At 55.3% G+C, this 19666-nt stretch carries 19 protein-coding genes; 12 read left to right on the forward strand and 7 right to left on the reverse strand.

The window, feature by feature from the left end:
- Positions 1-93: 93 nt before the first annotated feature.
- Positions 94-1344, reverse strand: coding sequence for an NADP-dependent isocitrate dehydrogenase (gene icd, locus DFO56_RS00110; protein WP_045507167.1), 1251 nt, complete (start codon positions 1342-1344; stop codon positions 94-96).
- Between the two features lie 185 nt (positions 1345-1529).
- On the opposite strand from icd, the gene rluE reads away from it, so the two are divergent.
- The 8 genes from rluE to DFO56_RS00150 all read left to right on the forward strand — a co-directional run bounded on the left by rluE (position 1530) and on the right by DFO56_RS00150 (position 9450).
- Positions 1530-2177, forward strand: a complete 648-nt coding sequence (gene rluE / locus DFO56_RS00115) for a 23S rRNA pseudouridine(2457) synthase RluE (RefSeq protein ID WP_044489834.1) — start codon at positions 1530-1532, stop codon at positions 2175-2177.
- A gap of 14 nt (positions 2178-2191) precedes the next feature.
- The gene (locus DFO56_RS00120) at positions 2192-2650 is read left to right on the forward strand and encodes an NUDIX hydrolase (RefSeq protein WP_020457490.1); all 459 of its coding nucleotides are present in this window, start codon (positions 2192-2194) and stop codon (positions 2648-2650) included.
- Positions 2651-2705: 55 nt separating this feature from the next.
- A complete protein-coding gene (gene mnmA / locus DFO56_RS00125) occupies positions 2706-3812 on the forward strand; it encodes a tRNA 2-thiouridine(34) synthase MnmA (protein WP_020457489.1) in 1107 nt (368 codons plus the stop codon).
- Between the two features lie 72 nt (positions 3813-3884).
- Positions 3885-4514, forward strand: a complete 630-nt coding sequence (gene hflD, locus DFO56_RS00130; RefSeq protein ID WP_045507163.1) for a high frequency lysogenization protein HflD — start codon at positions 3885-3887, stop codon at positions 4512-4514.
- Positions 4515-4533: 19 nt separating this feature from the next.
- Entirely contained in the window at positions 4534-5904 is a 1371-nt protein-coding gene (gene purB / locus DFO56_RS00135) for an adenylosuccinate lyase (protein WP_020457487.1), read from the forward strand.
- Positions 5905-6043: 139 nt separating this feature from the next.
- Positions 6044-6718, forward strand: coding sequence for a two-component system response regulator PhoP (gene phoP, locus DFO56_RS00140; RefSeq protein WP_017456462.1), 675 nt, complete (start codon positions 6044-6046; stop codon positions 6716-6718).
- Positions 6715-8178, forward strand: coding sequence for a two-component system sensor histidine kinase PhoQ (gene phoQ / locus DFO56_RS00145; RefSeq protein WP_020457486.1), 1464 nt, complete (start codon positions 6715-6717; stop codon positions 8176-8178). The genes phoP and phoQ overlap by 4 nt, the downstream gene beginning before the upstream one ends.
- A gap of 150 nt (positions 8179-8328) precedes the next feature.
- A complete protein-coding gene (locus tag DFO56_RS00150) occupies positions 8329-9450 on the forward strand; it encodes a cupin domain-containing protein (protein WP_045507159.1) in 1122 nt (373 codons plus the stop codon).
- 48 nt (positions 9451-9498) lie between these two features.
- Here DFO56_RS00150 and pepT read toward each other — a convergent pair whose 3' ends face one another.
- On the reverse strand, positions 9499-10725 hold the full coding sequence (pepT, locus tag DFO56_RS00155) for a peptidase T (protein WP_045507156.1): 1227 nt from the start codon (positions 10723-10725) through the stop codon (positions 9499-9501).
- Positions 10726-11015: 290 nt separating this feature from the next.
- On the opposite strand from pepT, the gene potA reads away from it, so the two are divergent.
- The 4 genes from potA (at position 11016) to potD (ending at position 14943) form a co-directional block, all read left to right on the forward strand.
- Positions 11016-12134, forward strand: coding sequence for a spermidine/putrescine ABC transporter ATP-binding protein PotA (potA, locus tag DFO56_RS00160; RefSeq protein ID WP_020457483.1), 1119 nt, complete (start codon positions 11016-11018; stop codon positions 12132-12134).
- Positions 12118-12975, forward strand: a complete 858-nt coding sequence (gene potB, locus DFO56_RS00165) for a spermidine/putrescine ABC transporter permease PotB (RefSeq protein ID WP_045507153.1) — start codon at positions 12118-12120, stop codon at positions 12973-12975. Before potA ends, potB begins: the two co-directional genes overlap by 17 nt.
- Positions 12972-13769: a spermidine/putrescine ABC transporter permease PotC gene (gene potC / locus DFO56_RS00170; RefSeq protein WP_020457481.1), complete on the forward strand. Its 798-nt coding sequence runs from the start codon at positions 12972-12974 to the stop codon at positions 13767-13769. Before potB ends, potC begins: the two co-directional genes overlap by 4 nt.
- A 127-nt stretch (positions 13770-13896) precedes the next feature.
- A complete protein-coding gene (gene potD / locus DFO56_RS00175; RefSeq protein WP_045507150.1) occupies positions 13897-14943 on the forward strand; it encodes a spermidine/putrescine ABC transporter substrate-binding protein PotD in 1047 nt (348 codons plus the stop codon).
- Between the two features lie 22 nt (positions 14944-14965).
- Here the strand turns inward: potD and DFO56_RS00180 are convergent, their stop codons facing one another.
- The 5 genes from DFO56_RS00180 to nagK all read right to left on the reverse strand — a co-directional run bounded on the left by DFO56_RS00180 (position 14966) and on the right by nagK (position 19638).
- The gene (locus tag DFO56_RS00180) at positions 14966-16312 is read right to left on the reverse strand and encodes an ATP-binding protein (RefSeq protein ID WP_045507147.1); all 1347 of its coding nucleotides are present in this window, start codon (positions 16310-16312) and stop codon (positions 14966-14968) included.
- The gene (locus DFO56_RS00185; RefSeq protein ID WP_045507144.1) at positions 16281-16967 is read right to left on the reverse strand and encodes a response regulator transcription factor; all 687 of its coding nucleotides are present in this window, start codon (positions 16965-16967) and stop codon (positions 16281-16283) included. The genes DFO56_RS00180 and DFO56_RS00185 overlap by 32 nt, the downstream gene beginning before the upstream one ends.
- Entirely contained in the window at positions 16967-17728 is a 762-nt protein-coding gene (locus DFO56_RS00190) for a MipA/OmpV family protein (RefSeq protein WP_045507141.1), read from the reverse strand. Before DFO56_RS00190 ends, DFO56_RS00185 begins: the two co-directional genes overlap by 1 nt.
- Positions 17729-17890: 162 nt before the next feature.
- On the reverse strand, positions 17891-18712 hold the full coding sequence (cobB, locus tag DFO56_RS00195) for a Sir2 family NAD+-dependent deacetylase (RefSeq protein ID WP_020457476.1): 822 nt from the start codon (positions 18710-18712) through the stop codon (positions 17891-17893).
- Positions 18713-18726: 14 nt separating this feature from the next.
- Positions 18727-19638: an N-acetylglucosamine kinase gene (nagK, locus tag DFO56_RS00200; protein WP_045507138.1), complete on the reverse strand. Its 912-nt coding sequence runs from the start codon at positions 19636-19638 to the stop codon at positions 18727-18729.
- Positions 19639-19666: the final 28 nt, after the last annotated feature.

Consider the following 19666-nt stretch of genomic DNA (forward strand, 5'->3'; position numbering starts at 1 on the left):
ATTATTTTGATAAAATTTTGATAACCACTCAAATCTTTTTCAAAAAAAACGGGAACCAACCGGTTCCCGTTTTTGTTTAACCCGCGAGGCGGATTACATGTTCGCGATAATCGCGTCGCCAAACTCTGAGCATTTCAGCAGCTTAGCGCCTTCCATCAGACGTTCGAAATCGTAGGTCACGGTTTTGGCGTTAATCGCGCCGCTCATGCCTTTAACGATCAGGTCAGCCGCTTCAACCCAGCCCATGTGGCGCAGCATCATCTCTGCGGAAAGGATCACAGAACCCGGGTTCACTTTGTCCTGACCTGCGTACTTCGGCGCCGTGCCGTGAGTCGCTTCGAACAGCGCACACTCGTCGCCAATGTTCGCACCAGGAGCGATACCGATACCGCCAACCTGCGCCGCCAGGGCATCGGAGATGTAGTCACCGTTCAGGTTCATACAAGCGATAACGTCGTATTCTGCCGGGCGCAGCAGGATCTGTTGCAGGAACGCATCGGCAATCACATCTTTAATGATGATCTCTTTACCGGTTTTCGGGTTCTTGATTTTCTGCCACGGACCGCCATCGATCAGCTCGCCGCCGAACTCTTCGCGTGCCAACTGGTAACCCCAGTCTTTGAACGCGCCTTCGGTGAACTTCATGATGTTGCCTTTGTGCACCAGCGTTACAGAATCACGGTCATTAGTGATTGCGTATTCAATCGCGGCGCGCACCAGGCGCTTGGTGCCTTCTTCGGAGCACGGTTTGATGCCGATACCGCAATGTTCCGGGAAGCGAATTTTCTTCACGCCCATCTCTTCACGCAGGAATTTGATCACTTTCTCTGCCTCGGCAGAGTCGGCTTTCCACTCGATACCCGCGTAAATATCTTCTGAGTTTTCACGGAAGATGACCATGTCGGTCAGTTCCGGATGTTTTACCGGGCTCGGCGTGCCATCGTAGTAACGTACCGGGCGCAGGCAGATGTACAGATCCAGTTCCTGGCGCAGCGCAACGTTCAGAGAACGGATGCCGCCGCCAACTGGCGTAGTCAGGGGGCCTTTAATCGCAACGCGATACTCACGAATCAGATCAAGTGTTTCAGGCGGCAGCCAGACGTCCTGGCCGTAAACATGGGTAGATTTCTCACCGGTATAAATTTCCATCCAGGAAATTTTACGCTCGCCCTGATAGGCTTTCTCCACAGCGGCATCCACCACTTTCAGCATCGCCGGGGTCACGTCCACGCCGATACCGTCACCTTCAATGAACGGGATAATCGGGTTATTCGGAACGTTGAGCTTGCCATTTTGCAGGGTGATCTTTTTACCTTCCGCCGGAACAACTACTTTGCTTTCCATTCACCTCTCCTTCGAGCGCTTCTGGTTGTTTGCTCGCTGACTTCATGCCGGGGCGCTCAGACTGCGTCCGCTCACCTGTTACGTGAATCACACAGAGCAAACCGTTTTTGTTAATGAATTGTAATGAGCCCGAACATACTAACCGATACTCAGGCTCCATGAAAGGCAATCGTGATTCAGCTATAATGCGGCAATTGATAACTACTGAAAATACCATGAACAAAACTTCTTTTAGAAATCACCGCCTTAAGCGATTCAGCTCACGACAAGCCACCAGGTCTGAACCACAAAACCAACCAAAACGCGTGATTCTGTTCAATAAACCCTACGATGTTTTGCCACAATTCACCGATGAAGCCGGACGTAGCACGCTGAAAGATTTTATTCCGGTACAGGGCGTTTACGCCGCAGGCCGCCTGGATCGCGACAGTGAAGGGCTGCTGGTGTTGACAAATGATGGCGCGCTACAGGCAAGCCTGACGCAACCGGGCAAACGTACCGGCAAAATCTATTACGTGCAGGTGGAAGGCGAACCGACACCGGCTGCAATTGAAGCGCTGCGCACCGGGGTAACGCTGAACGACGGCCCGACACTGCCTGCTGGCGTTGAGCGCGTAGAGGAGCCGGGCTGGCTGTGGCCGCGTAATCCCCCCATTCGCGAGCGCAAATCGATTCCTACCGCCTGGCTGAAAATCACCCTGTATGAGGGTCGTAACCGCCAGGTGCGGCGCATGACGGCGCATGTTGGCTTCCCTACCCTGCGCCTCATCCGCTACGCTATGGGAAACTATACGCTGGATAACCTCGCCACTGGCGAATGGCGTGACGCTTAATCAGGGAGGCTATGATGTTTAAACCCCATGTAACTGTCGCTTGCGTGGTACACGCGCAGGGTAAATTTCTGGTCGTTGAAGAAACCATTCGCGGCAAGGCGCTGTGGAATCAGCCCGCAGGCCACCTCGAAGCCGACGAAACCCTGCTGCAAGCGGCAAAGCGTGAGCTGTGGGAAGAGACGGGTATTCACGCCGAACCGCAACACTTTATCCGGATGCACCAGTGGCTGGCGCCGGATCACACGCCGTTCCTGCGTTTTTTATTTGCCGTCGAGCTTAACGAAATGTGCGCCACTGAACCCCATGACAGCGATATCGATTGCTGCCACTGGGTCACCGCAGACGAGATCCTGAACGCGCGAAACCTGCGTTCGCCGCTGGTTGCGGAGAGCATTCGCTGCTACCAGACCGGCCAGCGTCTGCCGCTGGAAACCATCGCAGAATTTAACTGGCCGTTTACAGGGGATGCCTGAGCCGCCAGCCCGTGCTAGAATACGCCGCCCTGAAGTTCTTAGTCGCGAGTATTCTATGTCTGATAGCCCAAAAAAAGTGATCGTCGGCATGTCCGGCGGTGTCGACTCTTCCGTTTCCGCTTACCTGTTGCAACAACAAGGTTACAAGGTGGAAGGCCTGTTCATGAAGAACTGGGAAGAGGATGACGGCGAGGAATACTGCACTGCGGCGGCGGATCTTGCCGACGCGCAGGCCGTTTGCGACAAGCTCGGCATTGAGCTTCACACTGTCAATTTCGCCGCAGAATACTGGGACAACGTGTTCGAGCATTTCCTGGCTGAATATAAAGCTGGACGTACGCCGAACCCGGATATTCTGTGCAACAAAGAGATCAAATTTAAAGCCTTCCTTGAGTTCGCCGCCGAAGATTTGGGCGCCGACTATATTGCCACCGGCCACTACGTGCGCCGCGCCGACGTTGACGGCAAAAGCCGTCTGCTGCGCGGTCTTGATGGCAATAAGGATCAGAGCTACTTCCTGTATACGCTCGGTCACGAGCAAATCGCGCAGAGCCTGTTCCCGGTCGGCGAGCTGGAAAAACCGCAGGTGCGTAAAATCGCCGAAGAGCTGGGGTTGATTACAGCGAAGAAAAAAGACTCGACCGGTATCTGCTTTATTGGCGAGCGTAAATTCCGCGAATTCCTTGGACGCTATCTGCCCGCCCAGCCGGGTAAAATCCTTACCGTCGACGGGGAAGAGATCGGCGAGCACCAGGGTTTGATGTATCACACGCTCGGCCAGCGTAAAGGGCTGGGCATCGGCGGCACTAAAGAAGGCAGCGAAGAGCCGTGGTACGTGGTCGATAAAGATGTTGAGAACAACATTCTGATTGTCGCCCAGGGTCATGAACACCCGCGTCTGATGTCTGTCGGGCTGATCGCTCAACAGCTGCACTGGGTCGATCGCGAGCCGCTGAAAGGTACGCTGCGCTGCACGGTAAAAACGCGTTATCGTCAGGAAGATATTCCCTGCACGGTTACCGCGCTGGATGATGATCGCATTGATGTCCGCTTCGATGCACCGGTTGCCGCCGTTACACCGGGGCAATCTGCGGTGTTCTACCTGGGCGAAGTGTGCCTCGGCGGCGGTATTATTGAGCAGCGCCTGCCGCTGCCCCTTTAAAAGACCTTTTGCACAACCGGACTGGCCAACGCCCGCAGCAGTGATGTCTGGCGGGCAGATAAAGGAGTGAGTGTGGCGAAGAACTATTACGATATTACCCTGGCGCTGGCGGGGATTTGCCAGTCGGCTCGTCTGGTGCAGCAACTGGCGCACCAGGGACATTGCGACGCAGATGCGCTGCATGTCTCGTTAAATAGCGTAATCGACCTGAACCCGGACTCCACCTTAGGCGTCTTTGGCGGCAGCGAAACCAACCTGCGTACCGGGCTGGAAACGCTGCTCGGCGTGCTGAACGCCAGCAACCGCCAGGGGCTGAACGGTGAGCTGACCCGTTACACGCTCAGTATGATGGTGCTGGAGCGCAAGCTCGCCGCCAGCAAAGGCGCGATGGAGACGCTCGGTAACCTCATCGCCGGTTTGCAGCGCCAGTTAGAGCATTTTGACCTGCAGTCAGAAACGCTGCTGAGCGCAATGGCCGCCATCTATGTAGACGTTATCAGCCCGCTGGGACCGCGTATTCAGGTCACCGGCTCGCCTGCCGTGCTGCAAAGCCCGCAGGTGCAGGCGAAAGTCCGCGCCACCTTGCTGGCCGGTATCCGCGCTGCGGTGCTGTGGCACCAGGTTGGCGGCGGTCGTCTACAGTTAATGTTTTCCCGAAATCGCCTGTCGACGCAGGCCAAACAAATTCTCGCTCATTGTTAACCTCCCGGAGTTGTGACTTATGGAATTATCCTCCCTGACCGCCGTTTCCCCTGTCGATGGACGTTACGGCGATAAAGTCAGCGCACTGCGTGGCATCTTCAGCGAATTCGGTTTGCTGAAATTTCGCGTTCAGGTTGAAGTACGCTGGCTGCAAAAACTGGCGACCCACGCGGCGATCAAGGAAGTTCCTGCTTTTGCTGCCGACGCAAACGGTTACCTCGATAAAATCGTTGAAGACTTCAACGAAGAAGACGCCGCGCGCATCAAAACCATCGAACGCACCACCAACCATGACGTGAAAGCGGTGGAGTATTTCCTGAAAGAGAAAGTGGCAGGGATCCCGGCGCTGCACGCCGTTTCTGAATTTATCCACTTCGCTTGTACCTCGGAAGACATTAACAACCTGTCTCACGCGCTGATGCTGAAAACCGCGCGCGACGAAGTGATCCTGCCGTACTGGCGCAAGATCATCGAGGCGGTAAAAGATCTGGCCGTTCAGTACCGCGATATCCCGCTGCTTTCCCGTACTCACGGCCAGCCGGCAACGCCGTCGACGCTGGGTAAAGAGATGGCGAACGTGGCTTACCGCATGGAGCGCCAGTTCCGCCAGCTTAACCAGGTGGAAATTCTGGGCAAAATCAACGGTGCGGTCGGCAACTATAACGCCCATATCGCCGCTTACCCGGAAGTGGACTGGCATCAGTTCAGCGAAGAGTTTGTCACCTCGCTGGGTATTCAGTGGAACCCGTACACCACGCAGATTGAGCCGCATGACTATATTGCCGAGCTGTTTGACTGCATGGCGCGTTTCAACACGATCCTCATCGATTTCGACCGTGATATCTGGGGTTACATTGCGCTGAACCACTTCAAGCAGAAAACCATCGCCGGTGAAATTGGCTCTTCAACCATGCCGCACAAAGTTAACCCGATTGACTTTGAAAACTCAGAAGGCAACCTTGGGCTGTCCAACGCCGTGTTGCAGCATCTGGCCAGCAAATTGCCGGTTTCCCGCTGGCAGCGCGATCTGACCGATTCCACGGTGCTGCGTAACCTGGGTGTTGGTGTGGGTTATGCATTGATTGCCTACCAGTCAACGCTGAAAGGCGTGAGCAAACTGGAAGTGAACCGCGACCGCCTGCTTGATGAGCTGGATCATAACTGGGAAGTACTGGCCGAGCCGATCCAGACCGTCATGCGCCGCTACGGGATCGAAAAACCGTACGAAAAACTGAAAGAGCTGACGCGCGGTAAACGCGTTGATGCCGAAGGCATGAAGCAGTTTATCGATAGCCTGGCGCTGCCGGAAAACGAAAAAGAGCGCCTGAAAGCGATGACCCCGGCCAATTATATTGGTCGTGCCATTACTATGGTTGATGAATTGAAATAACCCCCCCGCCGTTGCTGTTAGCCCTCTTTCCGCCGCGAAAGAGGGTTTCTTTCTCCCCCGGTTTAAGAAATGTTTATCCCCTGCGCACCACAATCAGCGTTAAACTATTTATATCAAAAATATATGGAGAGTTCTGACGATGCGCGTACTCGTTGTGGAAGATAATGCTCTGTTGCGTCACCATTTAAAGGTTCAGTTGCAGGAGTTAGGACATCAGGTCGACGCCGCAGAAGATGCAAAGGAAGCGGATTACTTTCTTAACGAACATCTGCCGGACATCGCCATTGTCGATCTCGGTCTGCCGGATGAAGATGGTCTGTCGCTGATCCGCCGCTGGCGCAGCCATGACGTCACGCTGCCGGTGCTGGTGCTTACCGCACGCGAAGGCTGGCAGGATAAAGTGGAAGTGCTGAGCGCCGGTGCAGATGACTATGTCACCAAACCGTTCCACATCGAAGAAGTGGTCGCGCGTATCCAGGCGCTGATGCGCCGCAACAGCGGCCTCGCGTCTCAGTTGATCTCCATGCCGCCGTTCCAGGTCGATCTCTCCCGCCGCGAACTCTCTATTAATGACGACGTGGTAAAACTCACCGCTTTTGAATACACCATTATGGAAACGCTTATCCGCAACAGCGGCAAAGTGGTCAGCAAAGATTCGCTGATGCTGCAGCTTTACCCCGACGCTGAACTGCGCGAAAGCCACACAATCGACGTTTTGATGGGGCGGTTACGTAAGAAAATCCAGACGCTCTATCCTGACGACGTTATCACTACCGTGCGCGGCCAGGGCTACCTGTTCGAACTGCCGAAATGAGACGCCTGCTGCGGCATTTTCTGCCGCTCTCTCTGCGGGTTCGTTTTTTACTCGCCACGGCCGCCGTCGTGATGGTGCTTTCTCTGGCCTACGGTATGGTGGCGCTGGTGGGTTATAGCGTCAGCTTTGACAAAACGACCTTCCGCCTGCTGCGCGGCGAGAGCAACCTGTTTTATACCCTGGCGCACTGGGATAACAATAAACTCAGTGTGGATCTGCCTGACACCCTCAATTTGCAAAGCCCGACCGTGGCGCTGATTTACGATCAGCAGGGGAATCTTATCTGGTCGCAGAAAGACGTACCGTGGCTGCAAAATCTGATCGAGCCGGACTGGCTTACCGCTAACGGCTTTCATGAGATAGAAGCCGATGTCGATAACAGTAGTACGCTGGTTGATGACGACCACTCGATTGCCCAGAAGCTGAAAGAGATCCGCGAAGATGACAGCAGCTCAGAGATGACGCACTCGGTGGCGGTGAATATCTATCCGGCAACGGCACACATGCCGCAGTTAACCATTGTGGTGGTCGATACCATCCCCATTGAGCTTAAACGTTCTTATATGGTGTGGAGCTGGTTCGTTTACGTGCTCGCCGCCAACCTGCTGTTAGTGGTGCCGCTGTTATGGCTGGCGGCGTGGTGGAGCTTGCGGCCGATTGAAGATCTGGCGCGCGAAGTGCGCGAGCTGGAAGAGCACCATCGCGAACAGCTCAACCCGGAAACCACCCGCGAGCTCACCAGCCTGGTGAGCAACCTCAATCGGTTGTTAAAAAGTGAACGCGAGCGGTACGACAAATACCGCACTACCTTGACCGATCTGACGCACAGCCTGAAAACACCGTTAGCGGTGCTGCAAAGTACCCTGCGATCGCTGCGCGGCGAGAAAATGACCGTCAGCGACGCTGAGCCGGTGATGCTGGAGCAAATCAGCCGGATATCCCAGCAAATTGGCTACTACCTGCACCGGGCAACCATGCGCGGTTCCAGCGGTTTGCTCAGCCGTGAACTGCACCCGGTCGCGCCCCTGCTCGACAGCCTGACCTCGGCGCTGAATAAAGTGTATCAGCGCAAAGGCGTCAATATTACGCTCGATATTTCACCGGAAATCAGTTTTGTCGGCGAGAAAAACGATTTTATGGAAGTAATGGGCAACGTGCTGGATAACGCCTGCAAATACTGTCTGGAGTTTGTCGAAGTTTCTGCCCGGCAGACCGACGATACGCTGCATATTCTGGTGGAAGATGACGGGCCGGGAATTCCTGCGGCGAAACGCGAGATGGTGTTTGATCGCGGGCAGCGCGCCGACACGTTACGCCCCGGCCAGGGCGTCGGGCTTGCGGTGGCGCGAGAAATTGTTGATCAGTACGAAGGGCAGATCCTGACCGGTGAAAGCCTGCTCGGTGGCGCAAAAATGGAGGTAATTTTTGGCCGTCAGCAGACGATAACGGCCAACGATTAATCTTCCACCGTAACAACGCGGGCAAAAAGAACAAAAAGGAGCTATTACGGCTCCTTTTTACTTTTATGTCACATTGTTACGCAGACAAAATGACATATCAGCATTACTATGATCCTTTATTCAGCCACTGATTATTTGCCGGAAACGCATATGGAATATCACGTAGAGATAAACTGGCCAGACTTTATTCAACGCTACTGGCAAAAACGCCCGGTGGTGCTGAAGCGTGGCATTAAGAATTTCGTCGACCCGATAAGCCCCGATGAGCTGGCAGGGCTGGCAATGGAAAATGAAGTGGACAGCCGGCTGGTTAGCCACCTTGATGGCAAATGGCAGGTCGGGCACGGCCCTTTTGAAAGTTACGATCACCTGGGTGAGAGCAACTGGTCGCTGCTGGTACAAGCGGTGAATCACTGGCATCAACCGGCCGCCGCGTTGATGCGCCCGTTCCGGGTTCTGCCCGACTGGCGCACAGACGATCTGATGATCTCATTCTCCGTGCCCGGCGGCGGTGTTGGCCCGCATCTCGATCAGTATGATGTGTTTATCATTCAGGGAACAGGCCGTCGTCGCTGGCGTGTCGGCGAGAAAACGCCGCTCAAGCAGCACTGCCCGCATCCGGATCTGCTTCAGGTCGATCCGTTCGAGGCGATTATTGATGAAGAGATGGAGCCGGGCGATATTCTCTATATTCCGCCAGGATTTCCGCACGAAGGCTATTCGCTGGAAAACTCACTGAACTACTCGGTAGGTTTCCGTGCGCCAAGCGGTCGCGAGCTGATTAGCGGCTTCGCCGATTATGTTCTGCAATGCGAGCTGGGCAGCCAGCGTTACAGCGATCCGGACGTGCAGCTGCGCGACCATCCGGCAGATATTTTGCCGCACGAACTGGATAAACTGCGCGAAATGATGCTTGAGCTGATTAATCAACCGGAGCAGTTCAGGGAGTGGATGGGCGAATTTATCTCCCAGTCACGACACGAACTGGATGTTGCGCCGCCAGAGCCGCCTTATCAACCGGATGAGATTTATGATGCGCTGCAACAAGGCGACAAACTGGTGCGCCTTGGCGGCCTGCGCGTGTTGCGAATCGGGGAAGATGTGTTCGCCAACGGCGAGCGGATCAACTCTCCCCATCGCCCGGCGCTGGAGGCACTCGCCAGCCATATCGTGCTGACGGGAGATCTGCTCGGCGATGCGCTGGAAGATCCCTCGTTCCTCGCCATGCTTGCGGCGCTGGTTAACAGCGGTTACTGGTTCTTTGAAGATTAATGCCTGAGGTTGCCCGGTGGTGCTTGCCACCGGGCAATAGAAGAAGGTTTACTCAGCTTTGGCGGTCAGTTCGGCGATGCGTACAATCACCTGCACCGCTTTCTCCATCCCTTCCAGCGTCACAAACTCATGTTTACCGTGGTAGTTATAACCGCCGGTAAACAGGTTCGGACACGGTAATCCCATAAACGAGAGCTGCGCCCCGTCAGTGCCGCCGCGGATCGGTTTCAGATCCGGCTCAATATCGCAGTCGCGCATGGCCTGTTGCGCCACGTCCAGAATGTGCGGAAACTCGACCACTTTCTCGTGCATATTGTAGTAGCTGTCTTCAATCACCAGTTCGATATAGCAGTCCGGGTGCAGACCCTTGCCGACTTTTTTGGCGATCTCCATCATCTTACGTTTACGCGCTTCGAAGTTTTTGCGGTCAAAATCGCGGATGATGTAGTGCATGTCGGCGCGATCGACCGAGCCTTTAATGCTGGTGAGATGATAAAACCCTTCGTAGCCCTCGGTCTGTTCCGGACTCTCCTCTTCCGGCACCAGCGCGTGAATTTTGCTGGCGAGCGTCAAGGCGTTAACCATCACCCCTTTCGCCGTGCCGGGATGCACGTTGTTGCCAACAATTTTTATGTTCACCGACGCCGCGTTGAAGTTCTCAAATTCCAGCTCACCCACGCCGCCGCCATCAACGGTATAGGCCCATTTCGCGCCGAATTTCTCCACGTCGAAATGCTTCGCCCCTTTGCCCACTTCTTCATCCGGCGTGAACGCGACGCAAATATCGCCATGCGGAATATTTTTCTTTTTCAGTACCGCCAGCGCGGTCATGATTTCGGCGACGCCGGCTTTATCATCCGCGCCAAGCAACGTTTTGCCGTCGGTGGTGATCAGCGTCTGGCCCAGCATCTGGTGCAACACCGGGAACATCACCGGCGAGAGGATCTCATCGCCAATGCCCAGCGCAATATCGCCGCCGCGATAGTTTTCAACAAGTTGCGGGTTAACATTTTTGCCGCTGTAATCCGGCGAGGTGTCGACATGAGAAATAAAACCAATGGCCGGAACTGGCGTTTGCACATTCGACGGCAGTTTCGCCATCACCGTGCCTTTGTCGCTTAATGTCACATTTTCCAGCCCCATCTCTTCCAGCTGGTTCTGAAGTAAACGCAGGAGCTTCCATTGGCCGTCTGTGCTTGGCACCTGGCGGACGCCGGGCTTAGATTGAGTATCCAGAGAAACGTACTGCAAAAAACGCTCTAATAATTTGTCCATGAAGCCCCCCTACAAAATGTCACAACATTATCAGTAAGCGCGAAAAGACAAATATTGCGTCAGGTCACTTTTACCCCGTAAACGGCAATATTTTCAAAATTGCGCGCGGCGTAGTCAGTATTGTTGAGAACATGCGGTGTTGCGCGGTCAAAGGAGAACAACAATTGGCGATTTCATGGGTTTGCCGTAGAATGCCAGCCCTAAAATCGTGCACAACCCTGAAGGTGGTTCATCACAAACCCCGCATCGGATATCACTTTTGATGCGCAAACACGGGACAGAGTAAATAATTGAACACACAATCGCGTTCGCGTTCACCGCTGGTGCAACTGGCTGGTATTCGCAAAAGCTTTGATGGCAAAAATGTCATTTCTGATTTTAATCTCACCATCAATAACGGCGAATTTCTTACGCTGCTTGGCCCTTCGGGCTGCGGTAAAACGACGGTTCTTCGCCTGATCGCCGGGCTCGAAAGCGTTGATGTCGGCCATATCCATCTTGATGCCCAGGATATCACCCACGTTCCGGCAGAACACCGCCATGTGAATACCGTCTTTCAAAGTTACGCCCTCTTCCCGCATATGACCGTGTTCGAAAACGTGGCATTCGGCCTGCGGATGCAAAAAACTCCGGCGCAAGAAATTACCCCGCGCGTCACCGAAGCGCTGCGTATGGTGCAGCTTGACGAGTTCGCCCAGCGTAAACCGCACCAGCTCTCCGGCGGCCAGCAACAGCGTGTCGCCATTGCCCGCGCGGTAGTGAATAAACCGCGTTTACTGCTGCTGGATGAGTCCCTCTCCGCGCTTGACTATAAGCTGCGCAAACAGATGCAGAACGAACTGAAAGCGTTGCAGCGCAAGCTCGGTATCACGTTTGTCTTTGTGACCCACGATCAGGAAGAAGCGCTGACCATGTCAGATCGCATCGTGGTGATGCGCGACGGGCGCATCGAGCAGGACGGCACGCCGCGCGAAATTTATGAAGAGCCGAAAAACCTGTTCGTTGCCAGCTTTATTGGTGAAATCAATATTTTCAGCGCCACGGTGATTGAGCGTCTGGACGACAGCCGCGTGCGGGCAAACGTCGAAGGTCGCGAGTGCAATATCCATGTCAACTTCGCGGTGGAAAAAGGCCAGCAGCTGAACGTGCTGCTTCGCCCGGAAGATCTGCGTGTCGAAGAGATCCATGATATTGCCGAAACCGAAGGGCTGATTGGCTACGTGCGCGAACGTAACTATAAAGGGATGACGCTGGAATCGATGGTCGAGCTGGAAAACGGCAAAATGGTGATGGTCAGCGAGTTCTTTAATGAAGACGACCCGGATTTTGACCATTCGCTGGACCAGAAAATGGCCATCAACTGGGTAGAGAGCTGGGAGGTCGTGCTGGCTGATGAAGAGTACAAGTAAATTCCAGAAGGGCGTGATCGCGACCATCGTCGGTTGGCTTGTACTGTTTGTTTTTCTGCCCAACCTGATGATCATCGCCACCAGCTTTTTGACCCGCGACGACGATAACTTCGTCAAACTGGTCTTTACGCTGGATAACTACACCAGGCTGCTGGATCCGCTCTATTTCGACGTGCTACTGCATTCGCTCAACATGGCGTTTATCGCCACGCTGATGTGTCTGGCGCTGGGTTATCCGTTTGCCTGGTTTCTGGCGAAACTGCCCGCCAAGGTGCGTCCGTTACTGCTGTTCTTGCTGATTGTCCCCTTCTGGACCAACTCACTGATCCGCATCTACGGGCTGAAAATTTTCCTCAGCACGAAAGGGTATCTCAACGAGTTCCTGCTATGGCTGGGCGTTATCGATACGCCGCTGCGCATTATGTTTACCCCCGGCGCGGTGATTATCGGGCTGGTCTACATTCTGCTGCCGTTTATGGTCATGCCGCTCTACTCCAGTATTGAAAAACTCGATAAACCGCTGCTGGAAGCGGCAAAAGATCTCGGTGCCAGCAAGTTGCAAACCTTTATCCGCATCATTATTCCGCTGACGATGCCGGGGATTGTCGCCGGCTGTTTGCTGGTGATGCTGCCGGCCATGGGGCTGTTCTACGTCTCGGATTTGATGGGTGGCGCAAAAAATCTGCTGGTCGGCAACGTGATTAAGAGCCAGTTTCTGAACATCCGCGACTGGCCGTTTGGGTCAGCAACCAGCATCACGCTGACCATCGTGATGGGGCTGATGTTGCTGGTTTACTGGCGCGCCGCGCGATTGCTGAATAAAAAAGTGGAGCTCGAATGATCGGTCGACTGCTGCGCGGCGGTTTTATGACCGCGATTTACGCTTACCTTTATATCCCGATCATTATTTTGATCGTCAACTCCTTTAACAGCTCGCGCTTTGGCATCAACTGGCAGGGCTTCTCCACCCAGTGGTACAGCCTGTTGATGAATAACGACAGCCTGCTGCAGGCGGCGCAGCACTCGCTGACGATGGCGGTGCTGTCGGCAACGTTCGCGACGTTAATTGGCTCGCTGACTGCCGTGGCGCTTTACCGCTACCGTTTTCGCGGCAAACCATTTGTCAGCGGCATGCTGTTTGTGGTGATGATGTCACCGGATATCGTAATGGCAATTTCCCTGCTGGTGCTGTTTATGCTGCTCGGCGTACACCTGGGTTTCTGGTCGCTGCTGTTTTCGCATATCACCTTCTGCCTGCCGTTTGTGGTGGTCACGGTGTTCTCGCGGCTGAAAGGGTTTGATGTGCGGATGCTGGAAGCGGCCAAAGATCTGGGTGCCAGCGAGATGACCATCCTGCGCAAAATCATCCTGCCGCTGGCGATGCCTGCTGTCGCCGCAGGCTGGCTGCTGAGCTTTACCCTGTCGATGGATGACGTCGTGGTTTCCTCTTTCGTTACCGGGCCAGGATATGAAATTCTGCCGTTGAAGATCTACTCAATGGTCAAAGTCGGCGTATCGCCGGAAGTGAACGCGCTGGCGACGATCCTGCTGGTGCTGTCGCTGGTACTGGTGATTGCCAGCCAGTTGATTGCGCGTGATACGACGAAAACAAAAAGCCTGCCTCGCCAGGCGTAATGGACGCAGCCAGTTCGGGCAGACAGCACACAGAAGCCGCAGAACGTTAGGCGTTCGGGCACTGTCCGGACCCGAAATGGCAAATAAAATAGCCTGCAAGGCAGGCTCTAACTCAGGGGACGTTTGAATGAAAAAATGGTCACGCCACCTGCTCGCGGCGGGCGCACTTGCCCTCGGCATGAGCGCCGCACACGCTGACGACAACAAAACACTCTTCTTCTATAACTGGACCGAGTATGTGCCGCCGGGCCTGCTGGAGCAGTTCACCAAAGAGACCGGCATTAAGGTTATCTATTCGACGTATGAATCGAATGAAACGATGTACGCCAAGCTCAAAACCTATAAAGAAGGCGCGTACGACCTGGTCGTCCCGTCGACCTACTTCGTGGACAAAATGCGCAAAGAGGGCATGATCCAGAAGATCGACAAAACGAAGCTGACAAACTTCCACAATCTCGATCCCGAGATGCTTAACAAGCCATTCGACCCGAATAACGATTACTCCATTCCGTACATTTGGGGCGCGACGGCGATCGGCGTCAATACTGACGCCATCGATGCGAAAACCATCACCAGTTGGGCAGATCTGTGGAAACCGGAATACAAAAGCAGCCTGCTGTTAACTGATGACGCGCGCGAAGTGTTCCAGATGGCGCTGCGCAAACTCGGTTATTCCGGCAATACCACCGATGTGAAAGAGATTGAAGCGGCTTATAAAGAGCTGCAAAAACTGATGCCAAACGTGGCGGCGTTCAACTCCGATAACCCGGCGAACCCGTATATGGAAGGTGAAGTGAATCTCGGGATGGTGTGGAATGGCTCCGCCTGGGTTGCGCGCCAGGCGGGAACGCCGCTGAAGGTCGTGTGGCCGAAAGAAGGCGGTATTTTCTGGATGGACAGCTTATCGATTCCCGCAAACGCGAAAAACGTCGACGGTGCGCTGAAGTTGATTAACTTCCTGCTGCGCCCGGAAATCGCCAAACAGGTCGCGGAAACCATCGGTTACCCGACGCCAAACCTGGCGGCGCGTAAGCTGCTCAAACCTGAAGTGGCAAACGATAAATCCCTCTATCCGGATGCCGAAACCATCCAGAAAGGTGAATGGCAAAACGATGTCGGCAGCACCAGCGCCATTTATGAAGAGTACTACCAGAAGTTAAAAGCGGGCCGTTAACCGCTTTCGTCGACCGGGTCGCTCACCCGGTCGACACCGCCAGAAGCAACCCCGGTCTGGCATTTTCCGCCTGCAGCGTCCAGCCGTGTGCCAGCGCAATTTCATGGCAAATCGCCAGCCCCAGCCCCGCCCCGCTATCGCGTCGATGCGCGCCGCGCCAGAAGCGCGAAAACAGCAACGGCAATTCGCCTTCCGCCACGCCCGGCCCGACATCGCGCACCGTAAACCCATTTCCACTGACGGCAATATGCACGGACGTACCGGGCGGCGCGTGCTGGATAGCGTTCTCGATCAGGTTCTTAAGCAGGGTGAATAACGCCCCGCGATCGGCGCGCCAGCGCAGCGGATCGTCAGCCGTTGATAAGGTCAACGAAACCTGCGCATCTGAAGCGATACGCTGAAGAAACTGCACGCAATCGCGGGCAATCGCATGGACATCAACCTGAGCAAACTGGTAGCTCAGTGGTTCGCTGGCCTCAGCCAGCAGTAATAACTGCTGAACCTGACGCGCCAGATGTTCGACCTGCAACAACAGCGGCTCACGGGCCTCCTCCGTGGCCTCCATCATTTCTACTTCTGCACGAATCAGCGTCAGCGGTGTTTTTAACTCATGCGCCGCTTTCGCCAGAAAATCCTGCTGATTACGATACCCCTTCTCCAGTCGCGCCAGCGCCTGGTTGAAGCTGTCAATCAGCGGGGAGATCTCTGTCGGTACACCGCGTGTTTGCAGACGCGCATCCAGCGAGCGCGGCGAGATTAGCGCCGCCTCCGTCGACACATTGCGCAGCGGCTTGAGGGAATATTTCAGCGTCACCCACGCACAAAGCCCGAAGACCACCAGCAGCACCAGGCTGAACAACTCGATACCAAAGCGGATAAACGGTAAGGCAAAACCGCGATGCAGAAAATCGATAATCCGCGAGCTGGCAGCCATCTGGATCCACCAGGTTTTGCCTGCAAGAACATACGGTTCGGTCGCACCATCGTAAATCATGCCGTTAAGCGTGAATTTAAACTCTCGTGATACTCGCGGTGCAAGCGTCGGCCAGTGCTGCGTGCCAGGCGACATCAGCACGACTCGCCCTTCGCCATCCAGCACGCGATAAGCCACATCATCGGTGATGCTTTGGTAGATCCACAGTGGAAATTGGTCGCCGTTATTGAACCCGGTCGGCTGCCCGCGCGCGTCAAACTGCAAGTCCTGAGCCAGCCGGTGGGTGTAGTCAGAAAGATCCATCCCCGGTAAGCGCTCTTTCACCACCCGGCCAGACAGCACCAGCAACGCAATACTCAGCAGCGCCCCGGCGACAAACGCCAGCAGGATCTTCAGCGCAAGGCTATTCAGCCAACGTTTTTTCCCGGATGGCATAGCCTAATCCCCTGAGGTTAACAATCTGCAGGCGCGAACCAATCGCCGTTAACTTACGCCTTAACCGGTGCAGCGCGACGTCGAGCGCGTTCGGCGTTACCGCATCGCTTAACCCCCATCCGGCGGCTTCCATCCGGCTACGGCGCACTACGCCGCCCTGCTTTCCTACCAGCGCTAACATGATTTGCAGCTCAGCAGGTGCCAGCGCAATGTGCTGTTCGCCACACTGCATAATGCTGGCTTCCGGCGAAAGGATTAAATCGCCCCACGCCGGTTGCAGCGGCTGGCTTTGCACCGGACGGCGCAACAGGGCACGCACACGCGCCACCAGTTCCTCCATGGCAAACGGCTTGGCGAGATAGTCATCCGCGCCCGCCTCCAGCCCTTCGACGCGATCGTGCAGCGCATCGCGGGCGGTGAGGATCAAACACGGGATCGCGACCTGCGCCTGGCGCAGGCGATGCAATAGCTGGATACCGTCGCCATCGGGCAAACCGCGATCGAGCACCAGCCCCTGATAAGAGACCTGTGCTATCGCCGCCCAGGCCGCATCGCCGCGCCCGACAATATCCACAGCGATGCCCGCCGCTGCCAGCCCTTTGGCAATCAGGCGCGCCAGATGGTCGTGATCTTCAATCAGTAATATTCGGCTCATCAGAAATAGTACAGATAACTTATTAAGATGCGGTTTTCGTTAGTCCTGTTCACCAGCGGGCTGTCCTTAATTTCCGACGCCAGCAGCGTCATTTCCACGTCAACCATCAGCGTGTGATGTTCATTGAATGTGTACAGGCTGCGTACGCCCATTTCGGTGTTAATCGAGGCATCTGCACGGTATGCAGGCCGCCACGGACGTGCTTCGCTGCGGCGCACGCCGTAGTAGTAATCGACATAGCTGCTGTTATAACGGCTGACGACCAGCCGCGGCGTCAACGTAAATTGCTCACTCAGATGCCAGCGCTTTTCTGCGCCCAGGCGTAAACGCTGCCCGCGACTGTTACCGGAAAGATCGTGAGTCCAGTCGGTAAACAGATCCACCACCGGGTTTTGCCACCCGATGCCCGCTCCGCCCCAGAATCCCCCTTTGCGCTTGTCCATCCCTTTCAGGATATCGGCATCATCGGACGAATAGCCTGCGCCATCGTAACGGGCTATTAGACCGATATTGAGCTGTTGGGTTTCACTCAGATGTAGCGCGGGCAATTTGACTTCAGCCGCCGTGCCTGAAAAGCGGAAATAACGGTTTTCATAATGCAGAATCGGGATCGGGGTGTACTGACGGTCACTATCCTGGTAAGGCTTTTGCGTGCTAATGACGCCGACGCCAATTCCCCAAACCGGCGGTTCATCGGCCCGGGCGGCAAAGACAACAGACATAAGACTGGCTGCGACAACACAACGTGGCACAACACCCATGATGATGCTCCTGTTAGCGGTGGAAACGCTATCATCAGGGGGGTTGTCTTACGGGGAACTTACCAGGGATTTTCACGATAGTCACACGCTGGCGCGTGGCGAACAGGTCAGTAAAAAGCGCTAAACCGCCATCCCCTTAGCTAAAAAGGATGGCGGTCATGGTTAAAGCTTTTTCAGCAGCTTTTCAACGTATTCCGGTACGACCTGGCTTGCCAGCCCATAGTGTTTCTCTTCAAACTCGCTGCCAACCTGGCTCGGTTCGAGATTCAGCTCTACGGTGTGCGCACCCTGCAGTTTCGCTTCATGCACAAACCCGGCAGCCGGATAAACATGCCCGGAGGTGCCAATCGCGATAAACACATCCGCCATTGCCAGCGCGCTGTAAATCTCGTCCATCCCCAGCGGCATTTCGCCAAACCACACCACATGCGGGCGCAGCGGTGCCGGGAACTGGCAGCAGTGGCATTTGTCATCGTGCGTGACATCGCCCGTCCACGCCAGCACCTGCCCGCTTTGCGAACAGCGCACTTTCAGCAGCTCGCCGTGCATATGGATAATGTTTTTATTGCCCGCGCGTTCGTGCAGGTTGTCGATGTTTTGCGTGATCAGCAAAAAGCGATCGCCCAGCGCCTGCTCGAGCTTCGCCAGCGCCAGATGCGCGGCATTCGGCACAATCTCCGGCAGTTGCAGCTGCCTGCGCCGATCGTTATAGAAGGTTTGCACCAGTTGCGGGTTGCGGGCGAAGCCTTCCGGTGTCGCCACGTCTTCAACATGATGCTCTTCCCACAGCCCGTCTGCTGCGCGGAAGGTACGAATACCGGATTCAGCGGAAATGCCCGCTCCCGTCAGAACGACGACTCTTGGTTTTTCCATTACGCCTGGCACCATTGTGTCTCTGAAAAAAATTCGCTGACGCAAGCGCTCGCGCAAACGGCGCTTGTTACGGCGAAAACGGCTGAGACGATGTGAACGTCGCGATTGCATAGCATCCTCTCAGATTAGTCAGTGAGGTGAAGAAAGGCCGCGCCGCGCATCCCGCCCGCATCGCCATGGCGTGCGCGTTCGATACGTGGTACATCGCCTGCCGGTAACAGATGCGGCGCAATACGCGCTGGCAACCGCCGGGTCAGCGCGCTGAAATTTGATAAACCGCCGCCAATTACCAGCAGATCCGGGTCGACAATGGTCAGAATATTACCCAGACACACCGCCAGCAAATCCACATAACGTTCCACATGCGCCAGCGCCTTCGCCTCGCCCTGTTCCCAGCGCGTAATGATTTCCGGCGCTGACAAGGATTGATGATAGAAGTGTCGGTACAGCCAGGCAAAACCGCGCCCGGAGAGATAGTTTTCAATACAACCGATCTTTCCGCAGCCGCATCGGGTAAGCGGGAAATCAAAACCCATCAGCCCCAGCGCATCCACCGGCAGGCGGATATGACCGAACTCACCGGTGATAAAGCGACGGCCAGAGATGGATTTGCCATTCACCACCAGCCCACCGCCAACGCCGGTGCCGAGGATTAACCCCATCACCAGCGGATACTGGCGGAATTCGTCATCCCAGGCTTCGGAGAGCGTAAAGCAGTTGGCGTCGTTGTCGATACGCACATTTCGCTCAAGCAACGCAGTAAGGTCGGCGCGCAGCGGTTGACCGCTGGCGGCGGGGAGATTAGCGGCATACAGCGTGCCGTCGGCGGTTTCCGGCATGCCGGGAATACCAACGCCGACGCTGCCTTTGACACCGAAATGCGCATCCGCTTCGGCAACCAGATCGGCAATGGCGCGCAGAAACGCCTGATAGCTGTTGTGCGGGGTGGCGACGCGCTTTTCCCACTGTAAGCGCCGGTTGGCGTCAAAGACGCCCAACGCGATTTTACTGCCGCCGATATCAAATCCGTAATTCATTGCCACTCCTTCGTTGTGGCCCGTTCCA

It is taken from the genome of Kosakonia sp. AG348, from assembly GCF_003337365.1.
Taxonomy (GTDB): Bacteria; Pseudomonadota; Gammaproteobacteria; order Enterobacterales; family Enterobacteriaceae; genus Kosakonia.